Origin of the sequence: Bifidobacterium bohemicum DSM 22767 (genome assembly GCF_000741525.1) — a bacterium.
In the GTDB taxonomy this organism is placed as follows: domain Bacteria; phylum Actinomycetota; class Actinomycetes; order Actinomycetales; family Bifidobacteriaceae; genus Bifidobacterium; species Bifidobacterium bohemicum.
Map to the genome: position 1 here is coordinate 532,168 of NZ_JGYP01000001.1, position 24,071 is coordinate 556,238.

The window sequence follows — 24,071 nt, forward strand, 5'->3', positions numbered from 1 at the left end:
CACAGCATCAACTTTAGTCGGATATAACCACCTTTTGACGTCAAGAGCCGTTCGATAAGAAGCGGCCAAGCAGCGAGCAATACGGAGCACGTGACGACATAATGATGAACGGCTGTCTACGCCTATCAAACCAGGGAATCTTGATTGCTCATCCAAGAACCGTAACGAAACCGCCAACGCCCTAAAGTTCGACGACAAGCCGACATCGAACCGTCTCGAACGCGCCATCGTCTCGTTCGATCGAACGAAACGGAATACCATAGGCAAGAAGACATGGGATCCGCTGCCTTCTTGCCGGAGATTTCTTTCATGCGATGAACCGTGAAAACGGAAACGGATCAGCGTCCTTTGCTGAACGGTGCGGAATTGCGCCTGGAACGGGACCTGCGGAAACCATCCGCTTTGCGCGTACGACGATCGAAACCGTCACCGCGTGATTTGCCCGAACGACCCGAACCCCTCGACTGATATGAGTCACGTTCAGAGTCGCCGTACGAATAGGAATCACGATCAAAACGCGAACCACGGGAATGACCACCGGACCTGCGGTCATTGCGGCGGGGGTTCGACCGATCGTCCCACGCCCGGTCACGATTGCCCGAACGTCGGCGCTTACCATCGTGATATCCGTTGCCTTCATGGCCGAAACGGACATCCCGATCGCCACGCCCATAACCGGACCGAGCTTCAATTGGACCGGCCCCATCATCCTCATAACGCGGATTGCCTTGTCGGCCCCCGACTCGAGAAGAACCGCCATCACGACGCCCACGACGCTCATCCCCCTCGAAGCCACCCCGCTCATCGCGTCGGTCATGACGGTCATGACCACTGCGACCCCGTCCATCCGCTGATGTGTCACGACCGGACCGGCCTCTACGAGAACCCTCACGTCCACGACTTGAACGCCCGCCGCGTTTACCGCCGCGAGCGGCAGAGGGGGTCGGAAGGGACCAACCTTCCACCAACGGCGCCGGCTGACCGACCAGGTCCATAATCTCATCGCAACCGGGCACGACATCGACGCTTTTGACCTCCAGCCCTGCGCTACGTAGCATTTGGCGGGCTTCACGCCGCTGATTAGGCAGCACCAGCGTCACGACGTCGCCGGACTGGCCGGCGCGGGCGGTGCGGCCGGAACGATGCAGGAACGACTTTGGATCCTCTGGCGGTTCGGTCTGCACGACGAGCTCCACGTCGCTTACGTCGATCCCGCGCGCGGCCACATCAGTGGCCACCAATACACGCACTTCGCCGGAGGTGAAGGCCGCCAGATGGCGGTCACGTTGGTTCTGGGAAAGATTCCCCTGCAGATCGACGGCCGGAATGCCGGCCTTGACGAGTTTATCGGCCATCTTCTTGGCTTGGAACTTGGTTCTTGTGAACAGGATTCGACGGCCGCGTCCGCTGGCCAACTGACGAATCACCTCGTATTTGTTGCCTTGGGAGACACCGAAAATGTGGTGGGTCATGGTGCCCACTTGTGCGTCCGCGGGCGCGATTTCATGCACGACGGGATCATGGAGGAAACGCTTGACCACCTTGTCCACACCATGGTCGAGCGTTGCGGAAAACAGCATGCGCTGACCTGAGTGATCCACCTGCTCCAAAAGGCGTTCGACAGCAGGCAAAAAGCCCATATCCGCCATCTCATCGGCCTCGTCGAGCACGGAGATTCCGACGGATTCCAGACTCAGGACACCCTGCTCCAACAGATCTTCAAGCCGCCCGGGGCAGGCCAGCACGATATCGGCTCCAGCGTTCAGGTCCGCGATTTGACGACTGTATTTCACACCGCCATACACGGTGGTGGCGTGCATGCCGTACGCAGCGGCCAACGGCGCAACGACTTCGTCGATCTGATTGACCAGTTCCCGGGTCGGAGCGAGAATAAGCCCGCGCGGATGCGGCATCGAGCCACCCCTGCGCCGAGAACCACCTCGTCCGCTACCACGTTTGGCATCACGACCCGAATGAGCGTCACTCCCGCCGTCGAGGTCTTCGGAGGAGTCCTGCTCCAGCGGTACATCACCCTCGCCCAATCGCGCGACCAATGGAATCGCGAAGGCAAGCGTCTTGCCACTGCCCGTCTCACCACGACCGAGGATGTCACGACCATTCAGGGAATCCTCAAGAGTGGCGGCTTGAATGGGGAATGCGGTGGTTTTACCGTCTTTGGACAGTACCCGCACCAATGGATTGGGCACGCCAAGCTCAGCGAATGACCGCTCGGGCTGGTCTCCGGTCTTGGCATAGGCAGCGGCACTTTCGGCCTGACTTCCGGAAACGGGAGACACTGAGAAATCAGTGGAATTCTTGGAATCTATATATACGTCGCGTTTTGACTGTTTTGAAGGACAAGAAAAATGAGATGAACGAAAATGACGGTTCGGCACAATAGCCTTTCACAAAAAGGTAAGCCGTCAAACGCATTTCACTATTTCGAGCGCAACGGCTTCAATGGACACTTGAGAATATCAGATGGCATCTACAACGTTCACGGTTCAAGACAGCACTCACGCCGAAGGGTTTTGACGCTTGTGCCGCGGAGCTTTGGCGGGCATGCCATCGGCGGTGACGATGCCATTGGTGGCGCCCTGCGCGTAGAAGCTGTTGGAGGCCGGGGACTGGAAGCGTGTACCCTCCTCAGGGTGGGCGGGACGGCCGTTACGGTAGTTGTCCATCATTCTCTTTTGCAGATCCTGCGCACTTGGCGGCGTCCATGTCGACGCGTTCGCGCCTGCGGCGATTGTTTCAATGATGGATTCTCGCGACCCGCCGGAACTGGCCACAAGCGGGACTTCAGGATAGCGTTCCTTGATTTTCGCCACGACTTCGGCGGTGCGACGACCCGCCGCCACGTTGATAATTCGAGCGCCGGCCTCAATCTTGCGCTGAGCCGTGTCGTTGAAATCAATCACGGTCGCCATGACGGGGATATGAACGGTCATGGCCACTTCGCGCACCAACTCGACCTCACTGGGCGCGTTGAGAACGACGCCTGAAACTCCTTGCATTTCAGCGAATACGGCAAGCTCAAGCACACGTGGACCTGCCGTGGTGCCGCCCCCGACTCCGACGAACACAGGCGCACGGGCAACCGAAAGCACCGCCTGATTGATCACCGGCTGACCAGTGAAGGGATATACCGCGAGAATCGCGTCCGCATTGGTATTGTGTATTACAGCAACGTCGGTGGTATAGGCGAACGAACGCAAGCGTCGTCCCTGCAACAGAATGCCAGAGCTTTGCTCCATCTCCACCGGCACCCTTGCGTCGCTAGAACTCAAGGGGTTCTCAATCGGCAAAGCCTCGTATCGATTCGTCAACTCCTGGTCCATTGCGCACCTCCTACTACCCCTATATTACCTTTCCACGGCGCACGTTGGCCGACCGCCGGCGCGGGCCACCTGATGCACACTAGCAAAATTAACCAGTTTCGAGCTTGGGTTGTTCCCCGCGCATAAAAAATTCACATTTGTCTCCAGCAGGTATCGCAGGTCTTATCCATCGAAGGTCCGACCGATGGCTCGTTGCCGCGCAACGCCCGCCATCAAAAGCGCACTGGGCCTTTCCGAATCAAGCACTTCGGCCAGAGGCTGACCTGTCGGCTCAATATGGAAGAATTGTCGTAAACCTTTGAAAGTGGCATCAACCGGAACCGTCAGCTTTCACGCGAGACACACAGCGAAATGCCGGTACGCGCAATGGCGCGAATTCCGCATGCCGCACAGACTTCACAACAGTAAGGACATCGACTTGGCCGAGTTTATTTATCAAATGATCAAGGCACGCAAGGCCTACGGGGATCGCGTGATTTTGGATGATGTGACCCTGAGCTTCCTGCCTGGCGCGAAAATCGGCGTGGTAGGCCCCAACGGCATGGGCAAGTCGACCCTGCTGAAGATCATGGCCGGCATTGAGACCGTTTCGAACGGTGAAGCGAACCTCACCCCAGGATATTCGGTAGGGATTCTGCAACAGGAGCCACCGCTCGATGAAACCAAAACCGTGGGCGAAAACATCAAGATGGCGTTCGGCGACATCGCGGACAAAGTGACTCGCTTCAACGAAATCGGCGAACAGATGGCCGACCCCGACGCCGATTACGACGCTCTGATGGCTGAAATGGGCAAGCTTCAGGAAGACATCGACGCAGCGAACGGATGGGATCTCGATTCGCAACTTGAACAGGCCATGGACGCCTTGCAGTGCCCGGATTCCGACACACCCATCAGCGTGTGCTCCGGTGGCGAGCGCCGACGGGTCGCACTGTGCAAGCTGCTTTTGGAGGCTCCCGATCTACTGCTACTCGACGAACCCACGAACCATTTGGATGCCGAGTCGATTCTGTGGCTCGAACAGTTCCTGCATAATTATCAGGGCGCCGTTATCGCGGTGACCCACGATCGTTACTTCATGGACAATGTGGCCGAATGGATCTGCGAGGTGGACCGCGGCCAGCTATACCCATACAAGGGCAACTACACGACCTATCTTGAGACCAAAGAAAAGCGCATGGAGATTCAAGGAGCCAAGGACGCCAAACTCGCCAAGCGACTCAAGAACGAGCTGGACTGGGTCAAGAGTTCGCCCAAGGCCCGCCAGGCCAAGAACAAGGCGCGTCTTGAGCGCTACGACCAGATGGAAGACGAGGCTCGTCGCACCAAGAAGCTCGACTTCTCCGAAATCGTGATTCCGGCAGGCCCGCGTCTCGGCTCGCAGGTGTTGGAGGCCAAGCATCTGCACAAGGCCTTCGGTGACCGCGTGCTGATCGACGACCTTTCCTTCACCCTGCCGCGTAATGGCATCGTGGGCATCATCGGTCCCAACGGCGTGGGTAAGTCCACATTGTTCAAAACCATCGTCGGCCAGGAGCCACTCACCAGCGGCGAGCTGACCATCGGCGATACCGTGAAAATCTCGTACGTCGATCAGGGGCGTGAGGGACTCGATCCCAAGAAGAACCTGTGGGAGGCGGTCTCCGGCGGATTGGACTTCATCGAGGTGGCCGGTGTGGAGGTGCCGACCCGCGCCTATGTGGCCAGTTTCGGCTTTAAAGGATCCGACCAACAGAAGCTCACCGGAGTGCTTTCCGGTGGCGAACGCAATCGCCTGAATCTCGCTCTGACCTTGAAGCAGGGCGGCAATCTTCTGCTGCTCGACGAACCGACCAATGACCTTGATGTCGAAACGCTCGAATCATTGGAGAACGCATTGATCGAGTTCCCTGGCTGCGCCGTGGTGATCTCCCACGACCGCTGGTTCCTCGACCGCATCGCCACGCATATCCTCGCGTGGGAAGGCGACGATGACAATCCCGCCAGATGGCATTGGTTCGAAGGCAACTTCCAATCCTATCAGGAGGACAAGGTCAAGCGTCTCGGCGAAGAGGCTTCACGCCCCCACCGCATCCATCGCAAGCTTACGCGTTGATGACATCGGATACGTCGCGCTTCCTGAACCGCCGGAATATTTCGGTCGCCCGGGAGGCGCGACGTGCGATAGGACACGATGGCCAATAGGCGGTCTTCACTGAGATCCCGCGATTTTGTGTAGTTTTAGGATGTTGTGCGAAATAAGATCTTATGATCAAGATTTCGCATAGGCCTTGGTGCAATCATGCACTGAAGATCGCCGTTCCCCGTGCTCATCCGCAAACATGGAAAAATCGGTAACGGCAATAGTCGATCGCCTAATCGGTCATCGACCACGCCTTTTGATGATAACGGAACGCTTAATACGAACTTCGCCGCCCGCAGATAGACTTTCATAAGTAATCATGACCGAAAACGAAGGTGGAACATGGCACAAACGAGGGCACAACGGGCCGTCAACAAACTCATTAAAGCTCTGTCGCTCGAAGGCGGACCACAACAAGGCAGTTCCAGCTTCGACGGCGAAAACCTCTACTATCCAACCGAACGCATCTATGGCGGTCAACTCTCGGCGCAATCCATCATTGCGGCTGCGGGCACGGTAGGCGAAGACAAAGTGCCCAACTCCATCCACGAATCGTTCATCACCGTAGGCGCTCTCGATAAAACCACCCACTATGAAGTCGCTTCATTACGAGACGGACGCTCATTCTCAACCAGACGCATCGACGCCACCCAGGAAGGCGAATTGCTTTTCACGGCCACGGCCAGCTTTCAGAAGATCGGGCAGACAGGTATTGAGTTCAGCGATTCCATGCCCGAGAACCTACCAGCCCCCGAAACGCTCACGAGTGCGCAGGAACTGATGGAACCGTACGCCGAACAAGCACGGTTCGCCAAATACTACGCACGTGAGTCGCCGTTCGACATCCGACACATCGGCTCGACGGTGATGCTTCAACCCGATCAGGAAAGCGCCGCAAACGATTGCGGCAGTCAAATGGTGTGGATGCGACTGACTGCACCGATCGACGCCTCCCGACCGATTCCACAGACCATGCACCGCGCACTGCTGGCGTACGAATGCGATCAGGTGATGATGGAACCGGATCTTCGGCGAGCCGGTTTGAGCAGCTCAACGCCGGGGATTTTCTATGCCTCCATCGATCACTCAATGTGGTGGTACGACGATATCGACATGAATCAATGGCATCTCTATGTGCAGGACGCGCCCGTAGCGGGGCACGGACGCGCTTTGGGCACCGCCCGCGTCTACCGTGCCGACGGCCGGCTTATAGCCGCGATGACCCAGGAGGCCACCATCCGCGTGCCCGAGCAGTAGCCCAGACCCCCGGATGTTGCGGTTTTCCCAATACGTTGGTGTTTTGATCCGTAGGTACTTTCCACGGCGTGAAGAGATTAAGGGCACAACAAAAACTCAATCCAACAGTTCTCACGTCACATCTACGTCATGCCAATGATACGAGTGTCTGCGGAGCGGAAAGCTTGATGACGACACCCGGATTTATACGGCTCCGGCAGAGGCGGTTCGTTGCGACCTGCGCCATTTACGCTTGAGATTCGGGTTTTCCGGACCCTCGCTGGGAGGCAACTGACATAACCACTCGCCGACGATGCCAACGACCATATCCGCCAGGCATACCACTGCGTTCACAGCGCATTGAATAATGACTTCGCGATAATATGAGGCTTCAAAATGCGGCAGACACAGCAACAGCTGTCCCAGATACCAACCGACCAGGCCAGCACCGGCAAGTCCCAGCGCTTTGGCCGAAACCAGGGTATATACGGCCTTGGTGGGATTGATCCAACTTCTACGTTTGGCCGGGTCGGTAATGGCATACTGATGGACCTGCAGGGCAAATATCAATACGATGACCCCGAGCAATACCAGCACGACGGCGACAATCCAAGGCGCCCCCAACAACGAAAGCCCTGTCACCTCGGCGGTTTTGACAATGGCAACGCCGAAAGCCGCGCCGATCATGAGAGCGGCCACGTAGTACCACCACGGGGTTCTGCGAGCCATCATTGCGTATCCCCCACAATCCAACGGTCGGAAAGGCGGCCTACACGGGCGACATCGGGTGCCATCGCCAACAGGTACGAAACCGGATCGCCCCCAAGACGCGCATCCGGATCCATATCCAGCCATGGGGCGAGGATCACGGCGTCTTGTCGAACCTGTTCGAGGGGCATCACAGGATTCGCGGCATCAGTGGAGGCCGATTCTGCCGATTCTTCGACGCTCACCTGACCTGCACCGCCAGAAACAGCCTCGCCTTCAAAATCGACCAACCGCAGTCTGACCATGCCTTCGTGAACCCGTTCGAGTGAATCAAGCACACTTGCCAAGGCGGCTGGATCGCATCTTGCGGTAACGGCAACCACGGCGGACATCGAGTCGGACTCATCCACACCCATCACTTGATACAGCGGCGATATTCCTTCGACCTGATTGCCCGGCACCGCATCAAGAGACACGATCACTGAGCGGAACCGGCGGTCGGCATCGAGTGCTTTGCTGCGCATGGCAACGATGGCACGCCGAGCGACCGAAGTCGAAGCCGAAGCGGGATCAATCGCCTGGTTCACGGCAACTGTCGTCCTGTTATCAAGGGCCTCGGTTCGAGTGACCGCCAGTGAGGCATCGGCAGAAGCCAGCGAAGCTGCAGAGACAGGCGCAGGTTGGTCTGCATATCCTGACGTTGCAGAAGACGCAATCAACGGCGGGGAGGCGGAAGACCGATCCACGGAGCCATCAAGCATCGAAACCTTCAGCGTGATGTCGCCTACGGAAACGGCCTGCTTCAATCGATTGAGAAGATCGGCATATTCGCCCATCTGCGCCGTTATGGCGTTCAAATCATGGCCCGTGTCAGTCGCGTCCGCAGCTTCCAGCTCCACCCGCACACGCATTCGCTTCGTTTCAGACTCACCCCCAAGCCCTGAGCCCTTCAGGCAGGTGCCGTCAACCGGCACCTCACCTAATGACACGCATATGGACTCAATGGGATCAGTCATGACTGCGATTGCCCCTCGAGTGGCGGTTGGCTCTCGCCGGGCTTTATGCCGACCGAGCGCTTCAGCGATTCAGGAATCGGAACCGGGGGCAGATAGGAATCAGGACGCGCGTCGCTGGAAAGCCACAGTTCACGTTCCGGCGCCTTCTTCATCGGCGCGAAGATGACCTCAAGCTCCTTGGCATTAAGCGTCTCTTTGACCAGCAACTGACGCACGAGTTCATCGAGAATATCGCGATTCTGAGTAATGATCTTCCATGCCTCGTCATGCGCCGTCTCGATAAGCTTTTCGACTTCCTCATCGATGATTTCCGCCGTATGGTCGGAGTAATCGTGGATGAAGTTATCGCTCGAATCAGAATCGTGCTGGGCATTGCCCCACTTGACGGAACCGAGTCGGGAGGAAAGGCCGTATTCGAGCACCATCTGACGCGCAATCTGCGTGGCTTTCTCGATATCATTGGAGGCACCGGTGGTGGGATCGTGGAAGACGACCTCCTCGGCGGTACGCCCACCCATCGCGTAAGCCATCTGATCAAGCAGCTGATTGCGCGATTCGGAGTAGCGGTCTTCCGTGGGCATGACCGCCGTGTAGCCCAAAGCCCTGCCTCGCGGCAAAATGGTGACCTTGGTAACCGGATCGGTGTGGTGCAGTGCCGCGGCCACCAGCGCGTGTCCGCCCTCATGGTAGGCGGTGTTGCGCATTTCATCGAGGGCCATGCCCCGCGACTGCCGCTTGGGTCCGGACTGCACACGATCAATGGCCTCGTCGATGGCGCGGTTGTCGATCAGTTGGGCACCTGCACGGGCACACAGCAGGGCCGCCTCATTGAGCACATTGGCGAGGTCGGCACCGGTGAAACCGGGTGTACGCACCGCGACGGTGTGCAGGTCGACATCCGGCACGAACGGCTTGCCCTTGGCATGCACTTTAAGGATCGCTTCACGACCTTCGAGATCGGGAGCCTCAACGGCGACCTGGCGATCGAAACGACCAGGACGCAACAAGGCGCTGTCGAGCACGTCCGGACGGTTGGTTGCGGCAATGATGATCAGGTTGGTGTCATTGTCAAAACCATCCATCTCCACCAGCAGCTGATTCAGCGTCTGTTCGCGCTCATCATGCCCGCCGTTCATGCCGGAACCGCGTTTACGACCCACTGCGTCGATTTCGTCGATGAAGATAATGGCCGGAGCGTTCTTTTTGGCCTCTTCGAAAAGGTCACGCACACGAGAGGCGCCCAGACCCACGAACATCTCGACGAAATCCGAACCTGCCATCGCATAGAAGGGCACGCCCGCCTCGCCCGCAACCGCACGAGCCAGAAGTGTCTTACCGGTTCCGGGAGGGCCATACAGCAAGACGCCACGAGGGATGCGCGCTCCCAAGGCTTTGTACTTCGAAGGATCCTTCAAAAAGTCCTTGATCTCTTCGACTTCGGCGACGGCTGCATCCTCACCGGCCACGTCAGCGAATTTAGTGGTGGGCCGCTCCCCCTCAAGAAGTTTGCCGTTTTTCTTACCGCCCATGCCGAACATTTCGCTACCCATGGAGCCCATTCGGCTGAACATCCACCAGCACAGTCCAAAGATAAGGACAATGGGCAACAGTGAGCTGATCAGTGCTCCCAATATCGCGTCGGACTCGATGTCCGCAGTCCAACCGTCAGCCGGCTGGGCCTTCTTCACAGCCTTGACGATATCCTCGCCTTGGGCGAGCGTATAGTAGAACTGCACATCGCGGCCATAGTGGTGCGTGTTCCTGGTTTTGGGATCCTGCTTGTTGAAATCGTCCTTGAGTTTAAGTTTGACCAGCTGCTTATTGTCGACGATTTGTACACGGGTCACCTCATTGTCACGCGCAAGCAGTCCCAGACCGTCGACGGTGTCGATAGTCTGGGTGCCGTTGGAAAGAAACATCTGGAATCCGACAAGCGTTAATATCACCAACAGCGCGATCCATACCCATGGAATCTGCCAGAAGGGCCGCTTGCCGTTACTGGGATTCTTGTCGTCCTTGCCACTGGAACCGTTATTGCCGGTTTTGGGATCGCGGTTAAACGGATTGGTAAACGGATTGCCATTATTGGGGCGGTTGCCGTTGGGACGCTGCGGCGGCTGCGAATAACTCATACGAGACTTCCTTCATAGACTTCCGGCTTCAGGACCGCTATCGAGTCAAGATTACGGAACCGTTCATCATAATCAAGACCAAAGCCGACCACAAACTCATCCGGCACTTCAAAACCCTTGTATTTCACTGGAACTTCAACTTTACGACGGGCAGGTTTTTCCAAAAGCGCAAAAACCTCGACGCTGGCGGCCCCACGACGCTTGAGTTCGCGCACCGTCCAATCGAGGGTATACCCCGAATCGATGATGTCCTCGACAATAAGCACATTCCGCCCCTTGACGTCGGTGGAAAGATCCTGACGCACCGTTATCCTGCCGGAACTTGACGAACCGGAACCATAGCTCGACAGGCTCATGAAATCGATTTGCGCATCGATGGTCATGGCCTGGGACAGCGCCACCAACGTGTTGACGGCACCTTTGAGAACCGCGACAAGCAACGGCCTCCTGCCCTGATAATCGTGACTGACTTGTGCTGCTACCTGTCGAATCTTCCTTTCGATTTGCTGCGACGAAACCAGTTCATGGTCAATTTGTTCCTGAACATCAGCAATCTGCATAGGTACCATTCTGACACACGCGAATGACGTGGCGCTGTCTGTTCGCTGAATATTGACTGGGAAGCTGAACGCCGCCTTGCCCATGCCAGTCGACGATCAGCGATTCGATCGCCTTGACATGGCGAAACGCGAAAGGAATACCCAGTCCGGCCAGTGCACGCGCGATGACACGACAACGGATCGCGGGGTGTTCGTTTCGCAGCAGATCGACCGCCAGGCGAGCCTCTGGCTTGGATGGACACGATGACACCCGATCGGACGTCACCACGGCCTGCGCATACACGCCATCAGCAGCTTTTTCGAGATAATCCTTGTCCTGGCTGGCCACAGACGCCACCGATGCAAGATGCGCCGAGACGTCACCACCGAAGAATTCAGTCAGATATGGCACTAACGTATGACGAACTCGAGAGCGCAACGGATAGTCGCTCGGCAATGGTTCGGATGCCTGTATCACATCGCCATTGGTAGGGTCGTCCCACCACTGCAGCTGGAGGTCCCGGCAGATGCCGGTGGTCTCCTCGCGTGTCACATTCAGGAACGGACGAACGAAGCGCACGCCATCCCGTTGGAAGGAGTACGGCATGCCGGACAACGAGTCGACCCCGGCCGACCGCGCCATATCAATCAGCACCGTCTCAGCCTGGTCATCGCGGGTATGGGCAAGGAGCACCACAGCCGCGTCAAGCCGCAATGCCTGCTCGACCAAAGCCTCGTATCGAGCCGCACGCGCCGCGTCCTCGGTTCCTCTCCCAGACCTTGATTCATCAACGTTGACGGCGCATACGACTACCGGCATCAATCCCAATGCCTCGCATTGGTCCGCAGCATGACCGGCCACCTGTGACGAGCCAACCTGCATGCGATGGTCGACAATCACCGCACCACACCGGACGCCCAGCATGGCGCATACGATGCCGGCAACACCTGCCAACGCCAGTGAATCCCGCCCACCAGAACACGCCACCAACACCAACGGAGCGTCAGGATCGGGCTCATGCTCGCCATGCCGTGCGAAACGATCGTTTTGACGTACAATGCCAACAGAATCGAGCGCACGCCGAACCTCGCCGATTGACTTTTTAAGCCTTGTCGAATATGTCATCTGTCCAACCTCTAACCAAAGTCGTATGAATCACTGTTTGAAGCAGCAGGCCCGCCTGTGGCTGGAGAGCGTCGCAAGCCGTGAGAAAATGCGCACACTACTGCTTTTTCAAAGTGCGGCCAATCCCGAAATGAAAACATCTCTGGCTTTGTGAACCGCGTCGATATCCGTCACCCCATTGGTCATGATCGCAAACGTAAGCACACCTGACCCTTTACGCGATACATTGCCCGCCAACGTCGAAACCCCCTCAAGCGAGCCTGTCTTAACACGCAGAAGCCCCGCCACGTCAGGATCATCGAGAAAGCCCATTGCGGTGCCCACCAACCCCGGCACGGAAAGGCCTTCGGCAGCGGCGACGCCCTGTCCGGCCTTCACGTTGTGGGCCTGCACGTCCAAAAGAGTGTTCGTCGTCAGCCGCGAACCCGGAGAAAGACCCGAGCAATCGGCCATTTGAGTGTTCGAGAGGTCTACCCCCAAATGCGCAAGCTTGCTACGTACCGCCTTCATGGCTCCCTCAGGCGAGTTCGCGGTGCCTGACTTCAACGCGGTGAGCCTGCCGAACAGTTCGGCCAACGTGTTATCGGAGTGGCGTAAAGCAAAGGCCAGCACCTCACTAAGCGTGGCGGAACGCACCTGCGAGACCGGACTTGCGCCGGCAGGCAGGGAACGCTGATCGGGACCGGATTCGACCGTCACACCACGAGCCGCCAGCAGCTCACCAAACAGATTCGCGGCGTCACTGGCAGGCGTCGGCGAAAGCTCGGGATATGCCGTATACGTGTCAGGATCATGGGAAGCAAGACCGCCCCATTGCCGCCCACCGTCGATCGCCATGGACGAAACCGCCGTGTATTGGGCGTGATTCGGATTGTTATCCGAAATATTCGCAGGATAACGTTCGTCTCCGAAAAGCGAATCGTCATAACACAGCCGCACCCGATTCACTCCCCTGGACAGCAATGCCCGGGCGGTTTGATCCGCCAGGGAGGCAAGTCCTGCACGTCCGTTGATGTGGTCGGGATCGTTCACTCCTGGACCCAACAGCATATCGCCATCACCTTTGATGGTCAGGATGGGGCTGTTGCGCTGCCGTTCGCCGGAACTTTCCAGATAAGTGGCGGTGGTGAACGTCGAACCCATATCCAGTGCACTCGAAGCGGCCAGCGCGGTCAGGGTCTTCATCGTGGAGGCGGGTTCAAGAGCCAGATCCGCTTGGCGAGAGGCGACGATATGACCTTCACCGTCGGCAATGCCAATCGAGAAATGATTGTCGTCGACCCCGGACGCATGCACAAAATCATCAATGAGGCGTTCAGCCTGATCCTTGTCGATCGGCCGTTGGGAATCCACCGGTCCGGACAGCGGCGTCGCCGATATCACGGTGGGATGCTTGAACGGCATATGGTTCCGGGGCGCCGCCACGGAAAACGTAAGTGGTGTGTCGATGAGGTTTAGTACGCCAGCTAACGCGTAGCCGCACACAACCGTCAGCGTCGTCACCACGCTCACGACCACACGCCAACGTCGCCGCACAATCAGCCGATGCGCCCGGGCGACTGAATTTGGCTCATGAACACCGCCTGCCTTGTTTGAATGGCAATGTTGAGCCACCAACAACTCCTCGTTCATATCCGACACCGCCCACGTCTACTGACCATGATGTTGAATCGGTTTCCACTGCGCTTTCGAGAAGATGGCCTGGAAGGAAATCGGTATGTAGCTGGCCATGTAAATCGGGAAGCTGAGCACATAGGCGAACAGCTCCTTGTTGGATGCACCGACGTGTCCACGCTCGGCCACAACGGTCAGGGCCGCGAGCGCCATCATCCCCAGCAACGCTATTACCCCGCCCGCCAGCAAGCGGCCTAATGCGTTCAGCTGCGAGGACAAGGAAACAAAGCCAAGCAGTACAAACAGGAGTCCGAGGACCACACGCAACGTACCGATCACCGTGAACGGACAGATCAACAGCGTCAGGTCGATGGCCGAGAAATCGCGTTCACGCACCGCTCGACGCATCAACTGCGGACCGTAATAGCGGAAGACCTGCAGAAATCCCTTGCTCCACCGCAACCGCTGACGCCAGCTTTGCTCGAACGATACGGGCTGTTCATCATACAGTATCGCCGTCCCGCAATAGCCGATACGGTCGCCATGCAGCACGGAGTCCATGGTGAATTCGAGGTCTTCGGTCAGAAGATGGAATTTCCACCCCTTGTTACGTTTCATGATCTCCCGTGAGAACATGAAGCCCGTACCGCCCACATGGCAGCTCGATCCGAACAACATACGTGAGTTGTTCAGGAACCGCGATTCACGAATGAACCAGAGCGCCGAACCGGAGGAGACCCAGTTGTCTGACAGATTTACGGAGTTGCGGTAGCTGGTCAGAATCTTGAAGCCCGATTGGAACGCCTTGTTCATCTCTTCCATATAGTGCCTGTCGAGCCTGTTGTCCGCATCAAAGACGAAGTACGCATCGTAGATGTCATCCGCGCCCTGCTTCATCATCGCCTCGGTCAGATATGTCAGGGCGTAACCCTTTCCCACATGCTCGGTATCAGTGCGTTCGACCACATGGCAACCCATATCCCGCACCACATTCGCGGTTTCGTCGGTACAGTTGTCGGCAACCAGCCAGATGTCTATAAGCTCCGAGGGGTATGTCTGCGCCCGTATGGACTTGATCAGCTCCGGCACGACCTGTTGTTCGTTACGTGCCGAAATCAGCACCGCATATCGTTTATCCATCGGCGCCTCAGGGAACGTGATGCGATGGTGAAACAGTGATGCGACAACGCAGACGGCTTGGTAGCCGATGCTGACCACGCCGAGAATAACGGTGAAGATGTCGAGAATGTTGAGAAGAACCATCAGTGCCAACTGCTCCTTGGATTATCCGCAGCACCCTTGAGCTGTTTGTTATCGGCGCGCGAATTCGATTGCGGCGCGACACCTTGGGGAATCGCAACGGTCTCGGACTCGTCCATGGCATCTAGGGTGACGCTCTTGGATTCGGTGTGCGCTTCAGAAAGAATGTGATACACCTCATCCTGCAAGGCCTTGTCCTCTTCGCTGACGGGAACTCGAGCGCTCGACCCCTGTGCAACCCGCGGCATATGGACGGCCACCGGTTTGATGACGTGCTCGCTGAAGACCTCGGCTCCTTCGACCACTTTCGACTTTTTGGTGGGCATCGGGTCGCTCATGAGCGGCGAATCCACCAATTCGTAACGCTTCGTGGCCATTTTGAACAACGCTTGGAGGCTGGCCGTGACAGGCAACGCCAAAAACGCGCCAAGCGCTCCGAACAGCGCACCCATCACCAACACGCAAAGGAAGGCGACCGCAGGATTCAAATCCATGGTACGCTGCGAAACCTTCGGCAGGAAAACGAGATTTTCAATCTGTTGGTAAACCGTGATGAACACGATCACGGCCACGGCATATAGCAGGCCGCGTGAACTCCAAGCGAAGATCACCGGCAAGGCGCCGCCTATATAAGTGCCCACCGTCGGCACGAACTGCGAGACCAGACCACAGAAAATGGCCAGCGGCAACCAGTTCGGCACCTTGATCACTATCAAAAAGACGGAGATGCATGTGGCATTGAGCAGCGCGAGAATCGTGCGCGAAAAAAGAAAACTGGAGATTTGACCCTGCACCACGGTCCATACCAGAAGGAAACGGCGTTGCGCACTCGGCCCAAGCCACTGGCACAGACTGCGGCGAACCTTCGGACCGGCCGCCGACATGTAGAACGTCGTCATAAGAATCGTTGTGAGGTTGAGGAAAAAGCTCAGCAGGCCGGAAACGGTGGACAGCGCCTGACCGGCGAAATCCGTGACCCAGGAGGTCTGCACGTTCCTGACGATCTCAGTGCCGAGATTGGCCATCGCCGGCAACTCAAAGTCGGCATATTGTTTGGTCAGGTCGTTGGCCTGCCGGTACAGGGCCGGCACGTCCTTGGCGATGGAGATGGCCTGAACCACGAACATGTTGCCGAATAAAACCAGCAAGGCGATAACCGCCACCACAAGTCCGACGATACATGCACTCGATGCGACCCCGCGCTTCCATCCATGTCGCACAAGACGAATGACCAACGGCTCGATGGCCAAAGCGATAAACACCGACACCACGATGTCGAGCACGATGAAGCTTATCTTGCTCCACGAACGCCAGACGAACAGGCTCACGAACACGGCTATGGCAGCATAAAGCAACGCGCGACCCCACCAATCCGGCGGACGACGCGTATCACCCTTTTGCGGAAACACCGAGGCGAAATCGAACTTCTGCCTCTCATTTTCATTCATGCACTCCATACTAGCGCAGGCCGCGTCACGTGCAGTTCGTACCGCAACATCCTGGTCGCAGGCCGCGAACTTCGCCCATGGACTACGATGAATAACGTCGTTTTGCATGATTCAGATACTTCAAAGCATCAAGCCTCCTGCAAATTAAAAAAAAATGCCTATGCCCTGTCGCAACGCGGCCTTCACACGGATCGTCTACGGCCAAGAACGACGGAACAATGAACGGCGGGCCACGGCGCGCTGCGTGACGATGCGAGGTTTCCCAGAACAGTCGGAAAGTATTGCACTCTTGTACCGCTGAAAATCGGCTCAATTCCAAGATTTGTTGAAGGGTATAACTATGATGGAGAATCACTTTGTCAGTAAACGGTCGGAACAATAAGGGGTGCGACAATGAACACATTGGCCTGGCAGACCATATGGCTGATCGAGGCATTTGTGCTTTCGACCGCCATCGGCATCGAACGGCAGGCTCGGCACAAAGACGCCGGAATGCGCACGCAAGCATTGGTGGGGGTCGGCTCGGCGCTTTTCGTCATTCTGAGCAAATACGGATTCCAGGACGCACTGAATAGCTCGTTGATGCGCCTCGACCCTTCGCGCGTGGCGGCTTCCATCGTTTCCGGCATCGGATTCATCGGCGCCGGCGTGGTGTTCACCCAACGCAACCACGTACACGGACTGACCACGGCGGCTTCGGTCTGGATCACCGCGGCAATCGGGTCCGCATGCGGAGCAGGGATGTGGGCGCCGGCCTTGGCCTGCACCGCGCTATATTTCGTGGCCGTGCTACTGTTTCCACCTCTCATACGCCGCATAAGCCCCGGCTTGAGCAGCGACGACATGCTGCATCTGCGATATACGGACGGGCATGGCACGTTGCGTTCCATACTGTCCGTCTGCGCATCATACGGAGTGTCCGTAGAAGGGTTTTCCACATATAAACCGAAAAAGCTCAATTCCTCCGGCAAAGATACGGAGTCCATCGTTTCGGCGGACCTCGAGATTCGAGGACGCGACAGCTCAGCGCTTATCCGCGATCTTTCAGAACTTGATGGAGTCCTTGCGGTCACTCGCGTCAACAACGGGGATTGATCATCGACGTATTCGATGATGGATTCACCGGCATGGAAGACGGGTTCGGAACTTCGCTGCCATAATCAACCTGTACCGATGCCTACGATCGAAGGCGTGACCACCCCTTCTCGCAGAGTCACTAAACATATCCAGTCAGGCTGGAATCGGCGGATTTCAAGATGCCGCGACCATGCCACGACCCTGAACGGTCGCAACAACGTACTTCCGAGCCGGGAACAAAAGAACCGTGGATTCACGGAGGCATGTCAAAATTCAGAACGTCGAACGATTGCCTAAAATGCGCCATCAACCGCAAAAATCATGCAAAAAACGCGTCAAATCGTTTTTAATATAAGGAAAATAGGGATACCTTGATATATTGACAATATTCATTTTACAATCATGCCACTTCAGGCCGAGAGGTAAGGCAGCATGCTCATTCGACTGGAAAAGGTACTGCTTAGGGATATGCAGCGCGTCGTCGATGGACTGCTCCATGAGGAAACCGACCTTACCCCATATCAGCGGGAGTATCACGACCTTCTGGCCAATCACGGCAAAATGCTTCGCTCCTCCCTGTTGCTGCTCTTCTCATACGCCGGTGGCGCCGGCACCGAACCGACGCCGCAGCGAGTCATCGACGGAGCCAAAGCCATAGAACTCCTTCATTTGGCGACCTTGGTGCATGACGATGTTCTGGACAACGCGCCAATCCGCCGCAACAAGCCGACCATCAACACGACCCGCGGCAACAAGACCGCAATCTACCTGGGTGACCTCATTCTTTCCCGCTATATGGAAGTCATAGCGCAGATTTCGCCCAACAACGCCTTCATGATCAACCAGGCTCGCACCGTCGGGGAAATCGTTTCCGGAGACCTCTTGCAGGAATCCGCACGCCACGACACGAAGGCCGACAAAGGTCATTATGAACAGGCCATCGACGGCAAAACCGCAGCGCTTTTCCGCCTTGCCTGCACCACCGGACTTGAGCTCTCCGCAGCCGAAACGGGAACCGATACCCCCCGGTCAATGTTGGAGCAAGCGAAAACTTTCGGCACACAGCTGGGACAGGCTTTCCAAATCGCGGACGACGTGACGGACTTCGAGGTCAACCGTGATGCCGGCAAGCCAAAACTCGAAGACATCCGGGAAGGCATCTATACGTTGCCGGTGATCCTGGCCCTCGAGGCCGATCCTGGTTTCGAATCGATTCTCGACCTCGGCGACCCCCACAGAACGCTCGACTATCTTGAAGCCAACCCGCAGTATATCCAAGCCTCAAAAGACGAGGCCCGCAGGCATGCCAAAGCAGCGAAGGACGCCCTGAGCGAGGAATCATGTCCGACCATCGACAGGACAGTGCGCGCGCTGATTGATAAGACCGTCGATAAATTCGCATCGACCATCTGAGGAGGCCAGGACCTCGCGCCACTCGGCAAAAATCATCGAAACGGTATTCATCGCCAAGACCATGAGGTGCGAGCACAGCGGCTTCGGATAATGTTCAGTCCACCTTGCCCTTCGCACTCGGCGTGGACAACGAGAGTTCGCTTCGGACCATGCTCCGAATAATCCGCAGAAGCATCGCGAAAACGAAAAGCAAACGCTGACATGTTACTCGGCGTGTTGGAACCGATAGTGCATTACGATTATTTAGGTCACTCTGCAAACATCTACCATTGGAGGACAACATGACCAAAGTCGCAATGGTGACTGGCGGTGCGCAAGGTATCGGAGAGGCCATCTCAAGGCGTCTGGCCGCCGATGGATTCGCCGTGGCCGTAGCCGACCTGAACGAGGACAAGGCCAGCCAAGTGGCCAACGACATCGAACGGTCCGGCGGAAAAGCCATGGCCGTCACGCTCGACGTTGCCGACCAGCAGGCGTTCTCGGATGCCGTGGACAAGGTCGCGGACCATTTCGGAGGCTTTGACGTGATCGTCAACAACGCGGGCCTTGGACCCACAACCCCTATCGAGAGCATCACCCCGGAACTGTTCGACAAGGTCGTCCACGTCAACGTTGCGGGCACCATCTGGGGTATTCAGGCGGCAGTGCGCAAGTTCCGTGAGAACGGCACCAAAGGCAAAATCATCAACGCGACCAGCCAGGCCGGCGTGGTGGGCAACCCGAACCTGATGCTGTACTGCTCCACCAAATTCGCCATCCGCGGCATCACGCAGGTGGCTGCGCGTGACCTCGCAGGCGAGGGCATCACCGCCAATGCCTACGCGCCCGGCATCGTCAAGACCCCGATGATGATGGACATCGCTCATAACGTCGGCAAGAACGCCGGCAAGAGTGACGAATGGGGCATGTCAACATTCTCCAAGGACATTGCCTTGGGCCGTCTTTCCGAGCCGGAGGACGTTGCCGCGGCAGTCTCGTTCCTGGCAGGCCCGGATTCCGATTACATCACCGGACAAACGCTGATCGTCGATGGCGGCATGCAGTTCCAGTAAACCCACGACGGTCATCACCTGAATATGAGATGGCGCCCATCCGGCAGGAATGGGCGCCATCTCATATTCAGAACAACCGGTTCAACAGGAAGCCGCCCCTGGCTAACAGACCGCTTACTGCACGGATATCAACAGGATAGGCATCAACCGCGCCTTGAAACACCATATCGGCAAAGAAAGGCCCGTCTCGGTCCAACGAACCACCGGCTCACCACCACCAAGTAATAACCCCAATTCAATCCGACCGTCCCTACTTCTTTCCTCAACCTCAGGCGAGCTCAACGCCGCTGCCACATCACCGCGACACAGCCATGGAAGTCCGTATGTCACCAGCGTCGAGACGGTAAAGCTCGCGGAAACGAGGATTCGTGCGGTACAGCTCGGAAGGAGCACCCTGGATCGCTATATGCCCGTCTTGCAGGAACACCACCTCATCGGCCTGCTCCAAACCTTGCAGATGATGGGTGACCCACAAAAGCGTGCGGGAGCTTGCGGCCGAGAAAATCATCGCCATCAGGCTCCGTTCCGTAATCGGATCAAGGCCGATGGTCGGTTCGTCCAACAGAATCACCGGCGTGTTCTTCAAGACGATTCGGGCAAGGGCGATCCGTTGGCGTTGTCCACCCGAAAAACGCCTGCCGGCCTCCTCAACCGAGGTATCCAACCCCTCAGGCAACTCGCGCACCACTTCATCAAGCTCGACGGCCTTCAACGCATCCCACACCTGATCGTCGCTTGCGTCCGGCCGTCCAAGCCGCACGTTTTCGGCCACGGTGGAGTTGAACAGGAAAGCCTCCTGATTAAGGTAGCCAAAAAGCTCCGAACGCTGGGACTGCAAAGCCTCAACGGGCACATCGTTGATCAGGACCCGGCCGGATTGCGGTTTCAGGTCGCCAAGCAGCAGCTGCAGGATGGTGGTTTTGCCTTCGCCGCTGGGTCCCAGGAGAGCGACCTTCCGCCCCGCCTCGACATGCAAACTGAAATCATCGAGCAGAACCGGCTGACCGGGTCCATATGAGAAAGTCACATGATCGAAGTCGATGGAACGCACGGGGCCATCCAGTTTGACCTGCTTGGCCTCAGGTTCCTGGCGGGATTCGACCCGATCGGTCAAATCGTTAAGATGAGCGATGGAATCGCTGTAGAGCGGGACTTCGGCGGCGGCCTGGGCAACGGCGATGAAGCAATCCACCAAAGGAAAGACGGCGAGCACCACCGCCGCGGCCCAGTTGGCGATATCCTTGGTGGCCGTCATGGTAAACACGGCACCCACCATTAGTCCGCTCGCGATGAGAGCGAAAACCATTTGTATTGCAAAGTTGCGCCAGCGATCGAAATCCTTCTGCCTGCTCTTACTGTCCCTCACTCTTGTAAAGTCCAAGGCGGCGAGCCTCGTGAAATCGTCTGCACGATGAGCGATGACCCAATCACTCAGACCCAGATAGCTTTCGGTGATGGCGGTGTATTGTGCACGCTGCCCCTCCTTTTCGAGCACATAGTGGCCGGTCGAGAAGTTCAGCGAAATCAAGGGGATGAGCACCAGCACAACCGCCAATGCCAAGAAGAGCAGTAGGCTCGAGGTCCATGAGAACACGCCCATCAAAAGCGTGACCAGAACCCACATCGCATAGGCCACGATGGTGGGAAAGATGGTGCGCAGATAGAAATTCTCGAGATGATCGAGATCGTCCGCCAGCAGGCTAAGCACGCTGCCCGTGCGCTCATGCTCGTTCAGGAAGGCGGCGTCCTTGGCAAGGGTCTTGTACAGTTGCACACGCAGCTTGGAGACCACATGCAACACCCAGTTGTGGCTGGCCAGTCGTTCAGCATATTTGAATGCGGGCCGACCCAAGCCAAAGGCACGGGTGAGCACGATCGGCACATAAACCATCAGAATGTTATACGGATGGCGGGCCGAACGACTGATCAGATAGCCGGATGTGAACATAAGCCCGGATGCACACACGAACGTCATCACGCCGAGGAAAAAGATGAGGACAAGTCGCAGCTTGTTCTGCCGTAAATAAGGCCAGAACCAGCTGTCACGATGCCATAGCTTAAGATAGTCACGCCCGGAAGCGGTCTTCGTTCCGGTCGCCTCAGGTTCATTGGGCATATCCATCAATCTGGTTGCCTCCCATCTGATTGATCAAAGCGTCCAAGGGGCCACCTGCCCCGATGAGTTCCGTGGGTCGACCGGCCTGTACGACCTTGCCTTGGTCAAGCACGACCACCTGATCGACATCGGCCAGCCAATGCAGGCGATGCGTGGCAAAGACGACCAAATGCCGTTCCATCAACGGCAGCAACGTTTGCTTGAGTTCATATTCGGTCTCAATGTCCAAGTGCGCGGTCGGTTCGTCAAACAACAGCACTTCTCGCGACTGGTCGACCAGCACACGGGCGAGGGCGATGCGCTGTGCCTGTCCACCGCTGATACCTCGGTTGCCCTCCCCTATCAGAGTATCGAGGCCTTCGGGAAGTTGAGAAAGCCACGAATCGAGCCCGGCCTCATGCGCCGCACGCCCGACCGCCTCACGACTTGCGTCGGGCTCGTAGAACCGTATATTGTCGGCGATGGTGCCGCTGAACGTGTACGGAGTCTGAGGAATGTAGGCGATGTGTCGTTGCCATGCAGTGACGTTGAAGTGTTCAAGCCGTCGGCCATCCAGTTCAATCCGTCCGGATTGAGGAATATCGAATCCGGCCAGCACGTTCGCCAACGTGGACTTACCTGCGCCGGACCGTCCGATGATTGCGACCTTTTCATACCCATGGAATCTTAGGCTGATGTCCGTCAGAGCATTGGTTGTGGGCGTCGAAGAGGCGTCTGCGGCCCCATCCTCATCGTCACGTTGCTGTTCGACGGCTTTCATGGCTACACCACCGCCAACCGAGGTATCGCCGTCGGCCTTTGTCTTGGGATAGGCAAAATCAAGAGCCGATATGGTCAGTTCACTGTCCTCGTTCCAGCCGTCCCATTCAAGGGTGTCGTCCTGCGGCGGTTCCGGGGTGTCCAGAAACGTCATTGCATCATGCAAGGCATTTTTGCCGTTGAGCGTCGCATGGTAGTTCTCACCGAATTGTCTGATCGGCAGGAAGTATTCAGGGGCCAGAATGAGGGCGAACATCGAAGGCATCAGATCAATGGTGCCGTCGACCAGCCGGACGCCTAAGAACACGGCCATGATTGCGATACCGAGGGTCGCAAAGAAGTCAAGTGCGAACGTCGAGGTCATCGCCACGGTGATCACGCTGATCGTGCGCTTACGGAAACGTTCGGAGACGCTGTATATCTCATCCTCGTAATCATCCGCCACACCGAGCATCTTCAACGTCGGAAGACCGAGGATGCTGTCAACGAATTTGCTATTGAGGATGCGGAACTGCGCATACTGTTTGTTCGAACGGTCCCGGGCGGCCATACCGAGGATGACCATGAAGAAAATGAGCAGGGGGAACATCGCAAGCAGCACCACTCCACTGACCCAATCCTGCGTCCACACGAACACGAGCACAATCAGCGGGATGAAGGTCATATCCATCATTCGAGGCAACAGAATTTCGATATAGTCCTTGACCTGATCGAGCCCGTCGATGAGCATGGTGACGGTTGAACCAGTGCCGCGGTCGGCCAAGGCCGAAGGACCGAGAGTGAACACCTTCCGTTGCAGTTCGGGACGTAATTGAGCTATAATCCGTTCGCCATAACGGTTGGCGACACGCGCTTTGCCCACGTCGCACAACTGACGCACCAGATAGGCGCCCAAAAATATCGCCAAAGGCACGACGATGGCGGAAAGCGAATGCTGACGCCAGACTTCGACCAATCCCAAGGTCAATCCGTACGCCTGGGCCACAACGCAAAGCGCCTGCGCAAACGCAAGCGCCGCCAACAGCCCGAGGCGCGAACGCACCGAATCGAATGTGAATAGGCTTTTATCAATCACTGGTTCCCTTTTCCTTGGATTTTCCTGCCGCTCCCTG

General features: G+C 57.1%; 17 protein-coding genes. 5 read left to right on the forward strand and 12 right to left on the reverse strand.

The features are described 5' to 3' along the window. Positions 1-338 precede the first annotated feature (338 nt). Entirely contained in the window at positions 339-2,297 is a 1,959-nt protein-coding gene (locus BBOH_RS02190) for a DEAD/DEAH box helicase (protein ID WP_052118119.1), read from the reverse strand. A gap of 219 nt (positions 2,298-2,516) precedes the next feature. After that, entirely contained in the window at positions 2,517-3,341 is an 825-nt protein-coding gene (locus BBOH_RS02195; protein WP_074428501.1) for a hypothetical protein, read from the reverse strand. 418 nt (positions 3,342-3,759) lie between these two features. Here BBOH_RS02195 and ettA point away from each other — a divergent pair, with 418 nt between their 5' ends. Both ettA and BBOH_RS02205 read left to right on the forward strand, forming a co-directional pair. Further along, positions 3,760-5,436 carry an energy-dependent translational throttle protein EttA gene (gene ettA / locus BBOH_RS02200; protein ID WP_033520776.1) on the forward strand — a complete coding sequence of 559 codons (1,677 nt, stop codon included), beginning with the start codon at positions 3,760-3,762 and terminating at the stop codon, positions 5,434-5,436. A 369-nt stretch (positions 5,437-5,805) separates the two neighbouring features. Further along, on the forward strand, positions 5,806-6,720 hold the full coding sequence (locus BBOH_RS02205) for an acyl-CoA thioesterase (RefSeq protein WP_033520517.1): 915 nt from the start codon (positions 5,806-5,808) through the stop codon (positions 6,718-6,720). A gap of 183 nt (positions 6,721-6,903) precedes the next feature. Here the strand turns inward: BBOH_RS02205 and BBOH_RS02210 are convergent, their stop codons facing one another. From BBOH_RS02210 to BBOH_RS02245, 8 genes are all read right to left on the reverse strand, one after another. Continuing rightward, a complete protein-coding gene (locus BBOH_RS02210) occupies positions 6,904-7,431 on the reverse strand; it encodes a DUF3180 domain-containing protein (RefSeq protein WP_033520519.1) in 528 nt (175 codons plus the stop codon). Next, positions 7,428-8,423: a 2-amino-4-hydroxy-6-hydroxymethyldihydropteridine diphosphokinase gene (locus tag BBOH_RS08190; protein WP_143242352.1), complete on the reverse strand. Its 996-nt coding sequence runs from the start codon at positions 8,421-8,423 to the stop codon at positions 7,428-7,430. The genes BBOH_RS02210 and BBOH_RS08190 overlap by 4 nt, the downstream gene beginning before the upstream one ends. After that, a complete protein-coding gene (ftsH, locus tag BBOH_RS02220) occupies positions 8,420-10,555 on the reverse strand; it encodes an ATP-dependent zinc metalloprotease FtsH (protein ID WP_044098030.1) in 2,136 nt (711 codons plus the stop codon). Before ftsH ends, BBOH_RS08190 begins: the two co-directional genes overlap by 4 nt. After that, a complete protein-coding gene (gene hpt, locus BBOH_RS02225) occupies positions 10,552-11,115 on the reverse strand; it encodes a hypoxanthine phosphoribosyltransferase (RefSeq protein WP_143242353.1) in 564 nt (187 codons plus the stop codon). Before hpt ends, ftsH begins: the two co-directional genes overlap by 4 nt. After that, complete coding sequence (gene tilS, locus BBOH_RS02230) at positions 11,102-12,220, reverse strand: tRNA lysidine(34) synthetase TilS (RefSeq protein ID WP_033520523.1); 1,119 nt, start codon at positions 12,218-12,220, stop codon at positions 11,102-11,104. The genes hpt and tilS overlap by 14 nt, the downstream gene beginning before the upstream one ends. A gap of 108 nt (positions 12,221-12,328) precedes the next feature. Continuing rightward, complete coding sequence (locus BBOH_RS02235) at positions 12,329-13,834, reverse strand: D-alanyl-D-alanine carboxypeptidase/D-alanyl-D-alanine-endopeptidase (RefSeq protein ID WP_237743105.1); 1,506 nt, start codon at positions 13,832-13,834, stop codon at positions 12,329-12,331. Positions 13,835-13,870: 36 nt separating this feature from the next. Further along, a complete protein-coding gene (locus BBOH_RS02240; RefSeq protein ID WP_033520524.1) occupies positions 13,871-15,097 on the reverse strand; it encodes a glycosyltransferase family 2 protein in 1,227 nt (408 codons plus the stop codon). Beyond that, complete coding sequence (locus tag BBOH_RS02245; protein ID WP_044098031.1) at positions 15,097-16,542, reverse strand: AI-2E family transporter; 1,446 nt, start codon at positions 16,540-16,542, stop codon at positions 15,097-15,099. Before BBOH_RS02245 ends, BBOH_RS02240 begins: the two co-directional genes overlap by 1 nt. A 393-nt stretch (positions 16,543-16,935) precedes the next feature. On the opposite strand from BBOH_RS02245, the gene BBOH_RS02250 reads away from it, so the two are divergent. The 3 genes from BBOH_RS02250 to BBOH_RS02260 all read left to right on the forward strand — a co-directional run bounded on the left by BBOH_RS02250 (position 16,936) and on the right by BBOH_RS02260 (position 20,084). Next, entirely contained in the window at positions 16,936-17,637 is a 702-nt protein-coding gene (locus BBOH_RS02250) for an MgtC/SapB family protein (RefSeq protein WP_033520526.1), read from the forward strand. Between the two features lie 414 nt (positions 17,638-18,051). Then, positions 18,052-19,032, forward strand: a complete 981-nt coding sequence (locus BBOH_RS02255; protein WP_052118120.1) for a polyprenyl synthetase family protein — start codon at positions 18,052-18,054, stop codon at positions 19,030-19,032. 281 nt (positions 19,033-19,313) lie between these two features. Then, positions 19,314-20,084 (forward strand): (S)-acetoin forming diacetyl reductase, encoded by a 771-nt coding sequence (locus BBOH_RS02260; protein WP_033520528.1) that lies wholly within the window; start codon positions 19,314-19,316, stop codon positions 20,082-20,084. Positions 20,085-20,379: 295 nt separating this feature from the next. Here BBOH_RS02260 and cydC read toward each other — a convergent pair whose 3' ends face one another. Beyond that, positions 20,380-22,200: a thiol reductant ABC exporter subunit CydC gene (gene cydC / locus BBOH_RS02265; RefSeq protein WP_044098076.1), complete on the reverse strand. Its 1,821-nt coding sequence runs from the start codon at positions 22,198-22,200 to the stop codon at positions 20,380-20,382. Then, a complete protein-coding gene (locus tag BBOH_RS02270) occupies positions 22,190-24,034 on the reverse strand; it encodes an ABC transporter ATP-binding protein/permease (protein WP_033520530.1) in 1,845 nt (614 codons plus the stop codon). Before BBOH_RS02270 ends, cydC begins: the two co-directional genes overlap by 11 nt. Between the last annotated feature and the right edge of the window lie 37 nt (positions 24,035-24,071).